The organism is Halogranum gelatinilyticum (assembly GCF_900103715.1).
Taxonomy (GTDB): Archaea; Halobacteriota; Halobacteria; order Halobacteriales; family Haloferacaceae; genus Halogranum; species Halogranum gelatinilyticum.
This window is the reverse complement of sequence record NZ_FNHL01000001.1, coordinates 88,526-101,109: the sequence shown is the minus strand read 5'-3', so window position 1 is coordinate 101,109 and position 12,584 is coordinate 88,526. Positions and strand designations below refer to the sequence as shown.

The 12,584-nt window shown below is 66.1% G+C and carries 11 protein-coding genes and 1 tRNA gene; 7 read left to right on the top strand and 5 right to left on the bottom strand.

Annotated features, from left to right (window positions below):
* The first annotated feature begins 71 nt into the window (after positions 1-71).
* Positions 72-1,826, top strand: a complete 1,755-nt coding sequence (locus BLR57_RS00470; protein ID WP_089693057.1) for a DNA-directed DNA polymerase II small subunit — start codon at positions 72-74, stop codon at positions 1,824-1,826.
* A gap of 360 nt (positions 1,827-2,186) precedes the next feature.
* On the top strand, positions 2,187-3,314 hold the full coding sequence (locus tag BLR57_RS00465) for an oxidoreductase (protein WP_089693054.1): 1,128 nt from the start codon (positions 2,187-2,189) through the stop codon (positions 3,312-3,314).
* Here BLR57_RS00465 and BLR57_RS00460 read toward each other — a convergent pair.
* A complete protein-coding gene (locus BLR57_RS00460) occupies positions 3,311-3,757 on the bottom strand; it encodes a hypothetical protein (protein ID WP_089693052.1) in 447 nt (148 codons plus the stop codon). The genes BLR57_RS00465 and BLR57_RS00460 overlap by 4 nt on opposite strands.
* Positions 3,758-3,940: 183 nt before the next feature.
* On the opposite strand from BLR57_RS00460, the gene BLR57_RS00455 reads away from it, so the two are divergent.
* Positions 3,941-5,119, top strand: coding sequence for an aspartate kinase (locus BLR57_RS00455; RefSeq protein ID WP_089693051.1), 1,179 nt, complete (start codon positions 3,941-3,943; stop codon positions 5,117-5,119).
* A gap of 54 nt (positions 5,120-5,173) precedes the next feature.
* Here BLR57_RS00455 and BLR57_RS00450 read toward each other — a convergent pair whose 3' ends face one another.
* Both BLR57_RS00450 and BLR57_RS00445 read right to left on the bottom strand, forming a co-directional pair.
* A complete protein-coding gene (locus BLR57_RS00450) occupies positions 5,174-5,833 on the bottom strand; it encodes a metallophosphoesterase family protein (protein ID WP_089693049.1) in 660 nt (219 codons plus the stop codon).
* Positions 5,834-5,884: 51 nt separating this feature from the next.
* Positions 5,885-6,460, bottom strand: coding sequence for an IMP cyclohydrolase (locus tag BLR57_RS00445; RefSeq protein WP_089693047.1), 576 nt, complete (start codon positions 6,458-6,460; stop codon positions 5,885-5,887).
* A gap of 133 nt (positions 6,461-6,593) precedes the next feature.
* Here BLR57_RS00445 and BLR57_RS00440 point away from each other — a divergent pair.
* The 4 genes from BLR57_RS00440 to BLR57_RS00425 all read left to right on the top strand — a co-directional run bounded on the left by BLR57_RS00440 (position 6,594) and on the right by BLR57_RS00425 (position 9,364).
* Positions 6,594-6,666, top strand: a tRNA-Gln gene (locus tag BLR57_RS00440).
* Between the two features lie 279 nt (positions 6,667-6,945).
* On the top strand, positions 6,946-7,884 hold the full coding sequence (locus BLR57_RS00435) for an ABC transporter substrate-binding protein (RefSeq protein WP_089693045.1): 939 nt from the start codon (positions 6,946-6,948) through the stop codon (positions 7,882-7,884).
* Between the two features lie 29 nt (positions 7,885-7,913).
* Positions 7,914-8,603 (top strand): ABC transporter permease, encoded by a 690-nt coding sequence (locus tag BLR57_RS00430; protein WP_089695408.1) that lies wholly within the window; start codon positions 7,914-7,916, stop codon positions 8,601-8,603.
* The gene (locus tag BLR57_RS00425; protein ID WP_089693043.1) at positions 8,600-9,364 is read left to right on the top strand and encodes an amino acid ABC transporter ATP-binding protein; all 765 of its coding nucleotides are present in this window, start codon (positions 8,600-8,602) and stop codon (positions 9,362-9,364) included. Before BLR57_RS00430 ends, BLR57_RS00425 begins: the two co-directional genes overlap by 4 nt.
* A 150-nt stretch (positions 9,365-9,514) precedes the next feature.
* Here the strand turns inward: BLR57_RS00425 and cgi121 are convergent, their stop codons facing one another.
* Positions 9,515-10,051 carry a KEOPS complex subunit Cgi121 gene (cgi121, locus tag BLR57_RS00420; RefSeq protein WP_089693041.1) on the bottom strand — a complete coding sequence of 179 codons (537 nt, stop codon included), beginning with the start codon at positions 10,049-10,051 and terminating at the stop codon, positions 9,515-9,517.
* A complete protein-coding gene (locus BLR57_RS00415) occupies positions 10,048-12,522 on the bottom strand; it encodes an ATP-dependent DNA helicase (RefSeq protein WP_089693039.1) in 2,475 nt (824 codons plus the stop codon). Before BLR57_RS00415 ends, cgi121 begins: the two co-directional genes overlap by 4 nt.
* Positions 12,523-12,584 lie beyond the last annotated feature (62 nt).

Genomic DNA, 12,584 nt, shown 5'->3' with positions numbered 1-12,584 from the left:
GTTGGACAGGACCGGCTTTCAAGCTTCTGGGTTCCGGCACCCTTTTTGCTCCCGCCAACCCTGCCATCTCTGTGCCGCTTTCGACGCCGTCGGGTCTGGTCACGGAACTCGCTCGCCGCGGCTACAACGCCGAGCGAGAGGCCATCACGCTGCTCGCGAACGCCGCCGACCCGGCACTCGCACTCGACCGGGCGGTCGAAGACGCCCCCGACGACGCCCTCCGCATCACCGTCGCCCACGTCCGGGCGGTCCTCGACACCGACAAACTCTCTGCGGATGCCCCGACGAAGCCACCCTCCGACGAGTCGGCCGACGCTCCTCCTCGTGAGTCGGTGACCCAAGACCCCCCTGTTTCGACTGGAGAGACCGACCAAACGGCCGAACCGAAACCGAATCGACCGTCACAGTCCGCTCCAGTCGAAACGGAGGGGTCGGCGTCGGCCGATGTCGAGGATACCGTCTCATCAACCGATACCGGAGAGACCGTTCCCTCGACTGATATCGGGGATACCGGGAAGGCCGTCCCATCGAGCACTTCCAGCGACGGCGACTCGTCTCCGCCGGTATCGACGGATACGACGCTGTCGTCGGAGGCGTCGCAGTCCAGCCACACTCGTAATCCGACGCCAGCCCACATCACGAACGACATGACCGGTGCGAGCACCGGAACCGGCGAGTACAAGCAGTTCGTGACGACGTTCAAAGACCGCTACGAGCGGCTCTCGAAACTCCTTCGCGGCCGTGTCAACCACCGTCCTGCCAAGGCAATCCAGCAGATGCCCGGCGGGAGCGACGCGGAGATGATCGGTCTCGTCAACGACATCCGGTCGACGGCGTCGGGCCACTGGCTCGTCGAACTGGAGGACACGACCGGGACCTTCCCCTGTCTGGTGATGAAGGACAAGAACATCGCCGAACTCGTCGACCAGATGCTCAAAGACGAGTGTATCGCGATCCAGGGGACGCTCGCCGACGACGCGGGCATCCTCTTCGCCGACAGCATCCACTTCCCCGACATCCCGCGGACGCACCGCCCCAGCACCGCCGACCGTCACGTGCAGGCGGCTCTCATCTCGGACGTCCACGTCGGCAGCCAGGAGTTCATGGCCGACGCCTGGAACCGCTTTACCGACTGGCTGCACACTCCCGAGGCCGACCCGGTCGAGTATCTCCTCATCGCTGGCGACATGGTCGAGGGCGTCGGCATCTATCCGAACCAGGACGAAGAACTCGACATCATCGACATCTACGACCAGTACGAGCGGTTCGCGGAGTATCTCAAACAGGTGCCCGGCGACATGGAGATCGTGATGATTCCGGGCAACCACGACGCCGTCCGCCTCGCGGAACCCCAACCCGGCTTCGACGAGGAGCTTCGGGAGATCATGTCCGCCCACGACGCGAAGATCACGAGCAACCCCTCGACCGTGACCGTCGAGAACGTCTCCGTACTCATGTACCACGGCGTCTCGCTCGACGAGGTCATCGCGGAACTCCCGGCCGATAAGGCCAGCTACGACGAGCCGCACAAGGCGATGTACCAACTCCTCAAGAAGCGTCACGTCGCCCCGCAGTACGGCGGCCACACCCGCGTTGCACCCGAAGAGAAGGACTATCTCGTCATCGAGGACGTACCGGACGTCTTCCACACCGGCCACGTTCACAAACTCGGCTGGGGGAAGTACCACAACGTCCTCGCCGTCAATTCCGGCTGTTGGCAGGCACAGACCGACTTCCAGAAGTCCGTCAACATCGACCCCGACGCGGGCTACGCGCCCATTCTTGACCTCGACACGCTGGAGATGACGGTTCGGAAATTCTCCTGACGACCTTTTTTCAGCGTGGGGCCTCGGCCGCCTCCGGCGGCCTCGACCCCACTAAAAAAGCTCGGCCAAAAAACCCGCCCCGCGAGGCTCGGGTCTCCGACCCTCGCTCGCGGTACGACCCCTCGACTTCTCCTGCAACTGCACCGCACCGACCACACCGACCGCACCGACCGCACCGACCGCGCCGACTGCACCGACTGCACTGCACGACACCGCCGCAAACCACCACCGCGACGACTCCGGCGGCGGTCTTCCCACCGGCATATCTACTCGCTGACTGGCGTACGCTACCACACGTACAGTGCGCGACCCGTGCAAATCCGGCGGCGGCCTTTATTCGTCCTTTCACAATGACCGCTGATGACTGAGACACCCGACGACGTGCTGTTCGAGTCGTTCGACTTCGGAGGCGTGTCGCTCGACAACCGTGTCGGTCTCGCACCGATGACCCGGACGAGCGCGACCGACGACGGTCTCGCGACCGAGGAGATGGTCCGCTACTACGCCAAGTTCGCCCGTGGCGGCTTCTCGTTCCTAATCACCGAGGGTGTCTACACCGATTTCCAGTACAGCCAGGGCTACCTGAACCAGCCCGGCCTCGTCAGCGACGAGCAGATCGAGGCCTGGACGCGGGTTACCGACGCCGTCCACGAGGAAGGCGCGCCCATCTTCGCCCAGCTCATGCACGCCGGAGCCATCTCGCAGGGCAATCCCCACGCCGACGAGACGGCCGGTCCCTCGACGGTCCAGCCCGTCGGTGAACAGTCGCCGCTCTACGGCGGTGAGGGCGAGTTCCCGACGCCGAAGGAGCTGACCCTCGACGATCTCGACGTGGCCAAAGCCGGATTCGTCGATGCCGCCGAGAACGCCCTCGAAGCCGGGTTCGACGGCGTCGAACTCCACGGCGCGAACGGCTACCTGCTCAACGAGTTCCTCGCGGCCGACGCCAACCAGCGCGAGGACGAGTACGGCGGCGACATCGAGAGCCGCGTCCGCTTCCCGCGAGAGGTCCTCGGCGCGGTCCGCGAGGCGATGCCCGATGACTTCGTCGTCGGAATCCGCATCTCACAGGAGAAGGCCAACGACGACGCATACGAGTGGCCCGGCGGCGAGAACGACGCCGAGGTGGTCTTCTCCGAACTCTCGGCGGCCGGTGCGGACTACATCCACGTCACGGAGACCGACATCACCGCACCCGCCTTCGGCGACGCGGGACCGACGCTGGCCGACCTCGCCGTCGAGTACAGTGACACCGCGGTCATCGCCAACGGGGGTCTCGGCGACCCCGACGCCGCCCGGCAGGCCGTCGAGAACGGTGCCGACCTCGTCACGCTCGGCACGAGCGCGCTCGCGAACCCCGACTGGCCGCGGAAGGTCGCGGCTGGCGAAGAGCTGGCCGACTTCGACTTCGAGAAGACACTGCTGCCGCAGGCGACGATCAGCGACCACGAGGTTCCGGACGCCGAGGCCGTTCCGTCGGACGACTAACTCCCCGGCTCCGGCTTCAGCCGGTAGCGGACCGTCCGCTCGCCGTCGAACATCGGTCCGCTGCCCTTCTTCTCGAACCCCACCGCTTCCACTGCAGCCCGCATCGTCTCGTCCGTCGCAGTGACGACGACCTCGACGTCCATCCCCTCGTGCTCGGCGAAGCGAACCGGCTCCTCGAGGAGCAGCTCACAGGCCGCGCGCGAGCCACCGAACTGTGTGACGTAGACCGTCCCGTCACGGGCGTCGAACCCGACGAATCCTGTAATCGTCGTGCTCTCCTCGTCCTCACCGTCCTCGCTGCCTTCGCCGTCGGTCCCCGCCGACGGCTCCTCGGCGACGCGGACCGTCCGGTCGTGAATCGCGTTCCGCAGTGACTCTTGGGGGGCGTCTCCCAGTGTGGCGAGCGCGCTGGCGTCGGCTTCGACTGCGTCCCGAACGTCCATACCGTATTCAGTCGCCGACTGCGGGTAAAAGTCCACGGCTGTCCGGTTCTCGTCGGCCGAACCGCGATGACGTGTCCAATCGGCAACCGTTGGGAAAGTGGACACAGTTATGCGGCTCCCCACGCTACGCTGTCGCATGTTTACGCACCAGTTCGCAGTCTCGGTCGAATCGGAGGAAGCAGTATGCGCGTAGTCGCCAAGTTCGGGGGGACCTCCCTCGGGAGCGGCGACCGAATCAACCGCGCCGCCGACTCCATCGCGGCGGCCGTCGAACAGGGCCACGAGATCGCGGTCGTCGCGAGCGCGATGGGCAGCACGACCGACGACCTGCTCGACGAGATCAAGTTCGATACGTCGGACGCCGACCGCGCGGAGATCGTCAGCATGGGCGAACGGACCTCCGTCCGGATGCTCAAGGCCGCCCTCACCTCCCGCGGCGTCAACGCGCTCTTTCTCGAACCCGGCAGCGACCTCTGGCCGGTCATCACGAACGCGGTTGGCGAGGTCGACGTCGAGGAGACCTCGAAGCGAGCGGCCAAACTGGCTGAGGACCTCGACGGCGTCGTCCCGGTCATCACCGGCTTCCTCGCGCAGAGTCTCGACGGCGACGTGACGACGCTCGGCCGCGGCGGCTCCGACACGACCGCCGTCATGCTCGGCAAGTACATGAACGCCGACGAGGTCGTCATCGTGACCGACGTCGAGGGCGTCATGACCGGCGACCCCCACGTCGTCGAGGGCGCGCGCAACGTCGGCCGCATCACCGTCGACGAACTCCGGAACCTCTCGTTCCGCGGCGCGGAGGTCGTCGCTCCCTCCGCGCTGTCGTACAAGGACGACGCGCTCGACGTCCGTGTCGTCCACTACCAGCACGGCGACCTGCTCTCCGGCGGCACCCGCATCGAGGGGAAGTTCACCAACCTCATCGATATGCAGGAGCACCGACTCGCCTGTCTCACCGTCGCGGGACGAGCCATCCGGAACCGACCGGGAATCCTCGCGGACCTCTCGAAGGCACTCCGCGGCTCCGAGATCAACGTCGAGGCCGTCGCCAGCGGCATGGACTCCATCACCTTCTACGTCGCCGAAGACCACGCCGAAGAGGCCGAGACCGTGCTGCACGACGAGGTCGTCAACGACGAGCTGCTCTCCTCGGTGACGGTCGAAGACGACATCGCCGTCGTCCGCGTGACGGGCGGCGAACTCCCGAACCGGCCGGGCGTCCTCCAGAACATCGTCACGCCGCTCGCCGAGGCGGGCATCAACCTCCACGACGTCATCACGAGCGCGACGTCGGTCGCGCTGTTCGTCGCCTGGGACGACCGCGAAGAGACACTCAAAATCGTCCAAGACGAGTTCTGAGGCGCGCGCCTCGTCCTCGATACGTTTCTCCGCTTTTCGTTCCGACCAGCGGTGTCACTCTCCCTTCCGCAGTCGCGTTCCGATTCGGCTCGGTAGCCCCGCCGCCTCGACGGCGTCGACGACGCTCTCGACGTCGTACTCGACGCGCCGCTCCTCGACGTCCATCGCGTCGAGGTCCACGACGGCGTAGGCCGCCTGCGGGTCGCCGTCGCGCGGCTGGCCGACGCTCCCCGGATTCAGGACGATACCCTCGCCGTACCGCTCGTGGTGCTGGACGTGGGTGTGGCCCATGACGAGCACGTCCTCGTCGTCGAGGAGTCGCGGCGAGAAGTCGTGAGGCATCGTGTAGCGGTCCGGGTCGTCCGGATGGCCGTGGACGACCTTCACCCGGCCGTCGGCGAGGGTCCGTTCTTCTGGTAGCGACCCGAGCCAATCGAGGCTCTCGTCGTCGAGCTGTTCGCGGGCGTAGTCGACGCCAGCGCGGGCCATCCCGTTGAACCGGAACGCGGTTCCAGTCGAAACGGCCCGGTCGTGGTTGCCCTGGACGGTCGGTATCTCGCGCTCGCGAACGGCGGCGACGCACTCCACCGGCCACGGGTTGTAGCCGACGACGTCGCCAGCGCAGACCAGTCCGTCGACGGGCGGCATATCGTCGAGGACGGCGTCGAGCGCGATACGGTTCGCGTGAACGTCCGAGAGCACGCCGAGGCGCATAGCTGTGGCTCGTCGTTCGCCGGGAACCGTGTTAGAAGTTCTGGGGGTGTGTTACTCGCCGTTGTCGATGGCGGTCTCGACGCCGTCGTCCGTGACCCGAACGCCGGCGGCGCAGACGGCGTGCTCGAACTCCTGGCCGTAGGCCTCGCTGGCGGCCGCCGCGGCGGTCTCGGCCTCGAAGTCGAACGCGCGGGGACTGTCCTCCTCGTAGGTCGCTACGAGCGTCGGCTCGTCGACCTCTTTCACGAGCAGCGCGTCTTCGCGGACGATGCCGATGAAGGCGTCGTCGGCACCGACGACGCCGGCGATACGCGGCGTGTCGTAGTCGTCCTTCTCGTAGTCGAGCGCGAGCAGCGTCTCGGCGAGGGCGTCGCGGGCGGGGTAGCCGAGGCCCAACTTTTCAGTAATGGGGTCGACCTGCGAGCCGTTGCCGACGACGGCTTTGCCGTCGACTTCGCGGACGCAGTTGTACGAGATGTAGGGGTTGTCCGTCTCCGGGGCGTCGGCCGTCGGCGCGACGGTGAGCGTGCCGTCGCGGTCGACGACTTGGCGGTTGGGGAACGAACGCGAGGAGACGCGGTACGCGCCGACCTCGGGACCGATGACGATGAACCGTCCGACGTACATACACGAAACTGTACAATTTGAGGGCAAAAGCGTGGTGGTTTATGCACGTATAGCTCGCTTGCCAGCAAATCACACAGTCCAGCTATCACGCAATGCTTAAGAACAACCGAGCGGTATCTGTGGATGCGAACGAAGTTCCATGGGGTAGTGGCCAATCCTGTTGCCTTCTGGGGGCAACGACCCAGGTTCGAATCCTGGTGGAACTATACTTCTCTCGAATCCTCATCCCGAGAGCCGTCTCCGGAGCGTCTGCCGACGCCTGTTCTACCCACATATCGGCCGACAGTCTCGACGCTCGACGGTCACGACGAACGTTCTCACGACGATTACGCATATCGTCTTCCTCCGTATACCTGAGCACCATGCCTTCCGTACTTTTGACCCGACTCGGTGGACTCCGAGCCGTGTCGTCGCCCTCTTGACGTGACGACTGCCCACCCAGGCGGAGCGAAACATCTTTTTGCTCCTCGTCCGTCGATGTTCCTATGTCGATACAACGGCGGGATTTCATGAAGGCCCTCGGCCTCGGTGGTATCGCGAGTATCGCCGGCTGTACGGGGGCACCCAGTGCCAACGCGGGGTCACAGGCGGGTCGGCCCGGTGTGGCGGGTGAGACCCTGACGCTCACGACGACGACGAGTACGTACGACACCGGCCTGCTCGACGAGATTCACACCGGCTTCGAGGAGATGTACGGGGTCACCGTCGACGCCGTGGCACAGGGGACAGGCGCGGCCCTGGAATCCGCCCGCAACGGTGACGCGGACGTGGTGATGGTCCATGCCCGCGGCCTCGAAGACGAGTTCATGCGGAACGGTTACGGTATCAACCGCCGGGACCTGATGTTCAACGACTTCGTCATCGTCGGTCCCGAGAGCGACCCGGCGGGCATCGAGGGGATGGACTCGGCGACCGAAGCGCTCACCACCATCGCCGAGGCGGAGGCGACGTTCGTCTCCCGCGGCGACAACTCCGGAACGCACACGAAGGAACTGAACCTCTGGGAGGCCGCAGGCACCGACCCCGGTGGCGACTGGTACCAGGAGACCGGAACCGGGATGGGCGAGGCCCTGAACATCGCGAACCAGCAGGGTGCCTACACGCTCTCGGACCGCGGGACGTACATCTCCCAGCGGTCGGAGATCGACCTCACCATCCTCGTGCAGGGACCCATCGAGGGCGGTCCCGAGATCCTCGCGAACCCCTACGGCGTGATGGCGGTCAACCCCGGCGTCCACGACAACGCCAACTACGACCTCGCGATGGCGTACATCGGCTGGATCACCAGCCCGGACGTCCAGACCGCCATCTCGGAGTATCAGGTCAACGGCGAACAGCTGTTCTTCCCCGAGGCGGTCTCCGAGAATCCGGACTTCCAGCAGTACGTCCCGGAAGGTTGGAGTAGCGACTCCGACGACGAGTAGCCGTGCCACTCGAACCGGTCGGACCGCTTCTGCAACTCGTCGACCTCCCGTTCAGGGACGGCTACGTCGCGAGTATCATCTACGTCTCGTTGTACGTCAGCGTCATCTCGGTGACGCTGAGTACGCTGTTCAGCGTCCCGACGGCCATCGTCCTGGGCTTCACCGACTTCCCCGGCAAGCAACTCGTGAAGTCCGTCATCAACACGGGGATGGGCTTTCCGAGCGTCGTCGTCGGCCTGCTCGTGCTCTTCGCCGTCTCGAACCAGGGACCGCTCGGCGCGCTGGAGCTGATCTTTACCAAGGAGGCGATGATCATGTCACAGTTCGTCCTCGCGACGCCGCCTATCACGGCCATCAGCCTCGCGGCCATCACCGGCGTGGGCGACAACGTCCGCGACGCCGCCCGCGTCCTCGGCGGTACGCGACTCGACGTCGCACTTGTCGTCATCAAGGAGGCGCGGTACGGCATCGCGACGGCCGTCTTGGCGGGCTTCGGCCGCGCCATCAGTGAGGTCGGCTCCGTCCTCATCGTCGGTGGCAACATCACGAGCGCGGACGGCATCTCGAAGACCCGGACGCTGACCACCGCTATCCAGCTCGAAGCCCGACAGGGCCGGTACGAGACGGCGATGATTCTCGGTGGCGTGTTGGTCCTGCTCGTCCTGACCGTCAACACGGTCGTCGTCCGCCTCGGCGACACGGAGGGGGTGAACCGATGATCCGGCTCTCGGACGTCTCGCACAGCTACGGCGACGAAAACGTCCTCGCCGACGTGTCGCTGTCGGTCGACCCCGGCGAAGTCCTCGGCATCATCGGCCCGTCGGGTGTCGGCAAGACGACGCTGCTTCGCATCCTGGCACTGTTCACTCGGCCGACTGCGGGGACTGTCGACATCGACGGGCAGGCGGTGTGGACGCTCGACGAGAGCGACCGACTCGCACTTCGGCGTCGCGTCAGCATGGTGTTTCAGGAGGCGAGCCTGTTCGACGCGACGGTCGCGCGGAACGTCGAGTACGGTCTGCGGGTACGCCAGCCGTGGCGTGAGCGTCTGCAGGACCAACTGCGGTCGGTCCTCGGGTCGAACGGCACGCACGACGCCGTCTCGGAGGCACTGGACGTCGTCGACATGACGGACAAACTCGACCAGGAGGCACACTCGCTGTCCGGCGGCGAAGCACAGCGGGTCTCCTTCGCCCGCGCCCTCGCGTGCGACCCGACGTATCTCCTGCTCGACGAGCCGACCTCCGACCTCGACCCGCGGAACACGGGACTCATCGAGGACGCGGTGCTCGAAGCGCGCGACCGCGGTATCGGAGTCGTCGTCGCGACCCACGATATGCACCAGGCCGAACGTATCGCCGACCGCGTCGGCGTACTCTTGGGCGACGGCTTCACGGAGATCGGAAGCACCGAGCGGATATTCGACAATCCCACAGACGAACGCACGCGGAAGTTCATCTCGGGCGAACTGGTCTACTGACCCCTAACGTCGTCACCGAGCGTCGAGACCACTGTCGCGTTCGCTCTGTTAGCTTCCCCACGACGCCAGTTTCGGCCTTCTCTTGCAGCCATACCTCGATGATGTCTTCCGGTTTCCAGTCGAAACGAGGGGGTTGTCCGAAACCGAAACTTACTTTTCTACGTCGAGCAGCGCGACGCGTTCCAAGACGAGGGCTTCGAGGTCGCCGTCGGCCGCTCGCAGTTCCATCTCACCGATTCCGAAATACTCGCTGACCAACGACTCGTCGTACGTCCCGAGCGTTTCACGCTCGCCGAGCAGGTCGGCGAGTGCCGCCTCGGCGGCCGCTTCGTCGCCTTCGCCGTCACCGTTGCTGTCGCCGTTACCTTCGGTGCCACCGCCACCCGCATCGACGAGTGCGACGACGGGTGTTTCGCCCTCGTCGACGCCGAGCGTCAGGGCGCGGTCGATCTGACGGCGACCGGCGGCGTAGCAGAGGATCTCGACCGCACGGTCGCGGGCGACGTTCTCCCCGCGAACGATGGCTCTGTCTGCCAACTCGACGGCGCGTTCGAGATGTCTTCGAGACACGACGTACCGTGCGTCGAACACCTGTACCGTCGTCCCCGACTCGTCGGCGATGTCGCCGATACGGCCCACGAAGTCACCCACGTCGTCGACGGTGGCGACGCCCTCGACGAGTCTCACTGGAAATCACCCAGGCTGGCCTGCCCGTCGTTCTCCTGACTCGCGCCGGTGGCGACGCGGGTTTCGCTGTCCTCCTCGACGTCGTCCATCGAGGGGTCGCGCCGCCCGACGTTCTCCAGGATCTTCTCGGCGGTCTTCTCCCGCCCCCGGAGAGCCGCGAGGACGACGGACTTGTCCGCCTCCCGCAAGTCGGCACGGGAGACGATGCCCGCCTCGAACAGCCGGCGAGCGCGCTTGCGGCCGACGCCGCGGACGCCCGCGAGGTCGAGCAGTTCCTCGCGGACGCCGTACTCGACGCGCTTCTTCGCCTCGCGGACGGCCACGTTGTTGCCGAGGTCGAGGTCACCCGCGAGCTGTTCAGCGGCACCCAAGAGCCACTCGGCGGTGTCGACCTTCCCGCGGATGTCGCCGGGACCGACGCCGTAGCGGTCGGTGATGCGGTCCTCGTCCGTCTCGCTCGCCCAGTCTTCGAGCAGCTTGGCGGTCTTCAACGCGGCCAGCCAGTCCTCGAAGGCGACGTCCTCGTACTCCGAGGGGACGCGGCCGAGGAACTCCGGCTCGCGCTCGTAGCAGAGTTCGGTGTAGGTCTCGCGGTCGCCGGATTTGAGGTAGAGTTCGTACATATCCGGCGTGCGCGAGACGAGATGGTAGAGACCGAGCGGCGTCGGATAGGTGGTCTCGAACTCGTCGGCCTCGTCGTCTGCTTCTTCGCTGCCGTCTGCCTCGCTCCCGCCCTCGTCGTCAGCGGCGTTGGACGCGGCTTGCAGGTCGCTCGCGGTGGTGAAGCCCGCCGACATATCGGGTTCTTCTTGCGATTGCCGCTTCTGCTGCTTCGACTCGCTCGACGTCGACTCCTTGCCCTCGATGACCCGCAGCTTCTCGACGCGCTTGTCGGCGGCGAAGCGCAGGCCGTCGATGATCTCGGCGGCACTCATCGGGTCGAGATAGAGCCGCGAGACCGTGTGGCCGATGTTGGTCGCGCGGATGGTGTCGTCCTCGCGCTCGATGAACTCGTTGGCCTCCAAGTACGCGAGGACGGTGTCGGTGACCGTCTCTAATCTCCCCGACTCCGTCGTCTGCGTCGCGTAGAGCGTCTGGTCGAGGAAGTCCAAGATACCCTGTCGGGTGTTGGCGAAGCCGGAGGCGACGGTGGCGAGGAGATGCGTCCGGAGGGCGGGTTCGGCGGCGAGTTTGGACCGGACATCCTCGGCGTCGGCCCAGATATAGCGCTCGAAGAGTTCGTCCATCGTCTCCGAATCCTTGGCGAGCAGGACGGCCTCGCCGTAGGGGTCGAGACCGGGCCGACCCGCGCGGCCGCACATCTGGTGGATTTCGAGCACGTCGAGCGGTTTCATGCCGCCGAACTCGCCGTCGTAGCGTCGCCAGTCGCGGACGATGACGCGTCGGCTGGGCGTGTTGACCCCGGCGGCGAGCGTTGGCGTGGCGCAGACGACCTTGATGAGTCGGTCGCGGAAGGCCTCCTCGACGAGCGCGCGGTGTTCGCTGGCGAGGCCAGCGTGGTGGAAGGCGGCACCCTTCGCGACGGCTTTGGCGAGGGTGTCGCTGGTGTCGGTATCGGAGACGTCTCGGAGGTCGGCGGCGAGTTCCCGGAGCTTCGCCCGCTCGTCGTCCGTCAGATGTCCCTTCGTCACGTCCGCGAGGCGGCGTGCCTCGGACTCGGCGTTGCGCCGGGAGTTGACGAAGACGAGCGACGACCCACCCTGCCCGTCGACCTTCTCGCTCAGGGTGTCGTCGACGAGCGCGGCGGTCTTCTTCTGGCCGCGTTCGACCTCCACCTCGCGTTGGCTGCCGTCGTCGAAGTTGATCGCGTTGCCGTAGTGGACGCCCATCTTCAGGTCGATGGGCCGCCAGTCCGACTGGACGAGTTCGGCGTCGAGCCAGTCGGCGATCTCGTCGGCGTTGCCGACGGTCGCCGAGAGCGCGACGGTCTGGAGGCCAGGGTTGATCTTCCGCAGCTTGGCGAGGGTGACTTCGAGCGTCGGCCCGCGGTGGCGGTCGTTGACCAGATGGACCTCGTCGGAGACGACGCAGTCGAGGTCGTCGACCCACGGCGCGCCGTTGCGGACGAGCGAGTCGACCTTCTCCGAGGTGGCGACGATGATGTCACGCGACCCGAGCCACTCGCCCGAGGAGTCGTAATTACCGGTCGAGACGCCGACGGTGACGCCGTACTCCGCCCACCGCTCGAACTCGGCCTTTTTCTCGCTGGCGAGCGCGCGAAGCGGGACGATGTAGAGGGCCTTCCCGCCGCGCTGGACGGCCGAGAGCATGGCGAGTTCGGCGATGAGCGTCTTGCCAGAGGCGGTTGGAATGCTGGCGACGACGCTCTCGCCGTCGAGGATGCCGGCGTCGACGGCTGCGCCCTGCGGGGGGTAGAGTTCCTCGATGCCCTCCGACTGGAGATGCTCGGGGACCCCCGGCGGGAGACCGTGTAGGTCCGCAGTCTTCATTGGAACGAGGTTGGGTCGTTCTTCGGTTTAAACTGTCGGGACGGGGTGGCAGTAGTCGTTCT

Coding starts and splice junctions, on each gene's coding strand:
- BLR57_RS00465 (WP_089693054.1), top strand. CDS start 2,187: ATGACTGAGACACCCGACGACGTGCTGTTCGAGTCGTTCGACTTCGGA.
- BLR57_RS00460 (WP_089693052.1), bottom strand. CDS start 3,757: ATGGACGTTCGGGACGCAGTCGAAGCCGACGCCAGCGCGCTCGCCACA.
- BLR57_RS00455 (WP_089693051.1), top strand. CDS start 3,941: ATGCGCGTAGTCGCCAAGTTCGGGGGGACCTCCCTCGGGAGCGGCGAC.
- BLR57_RS00450 (WP_089693049.1), bottom strand. CDS start 5,833: ATGCGCCTCGGCGTGCTCTCGGACGTTCACGCGAACCGTATCGCGCTC.
- BLR57_RS00445 (WP_089693047.1), bottom strand. CDS start 6,460: ATGTACGTCGGACGGTTCATCGTCATCGGTCCCGAGGTCGGCGCGTAC.
- BLR57_RS00435 (WP_089693045.1), top strand. CDS start 6,946: ATGTCGATACAACGGCGGGATTTCATGAAGGCCCTCGGCCTCGGTGGT.
- BLR57_RS00425 (WP_089693043.1), top strand. CDS start 8,600: ATGATCCGGCTCTCGGACGTCTCGCACAGCTACGGCGACGAAAACGTC.
- BLR57_RS00415 (WP_089693039.1), bottom strand. CDS start 12,522: ATGAAGACTGCGGACCTACACGGTCTCCCGCCGGGGGTCCCCGAGCAT.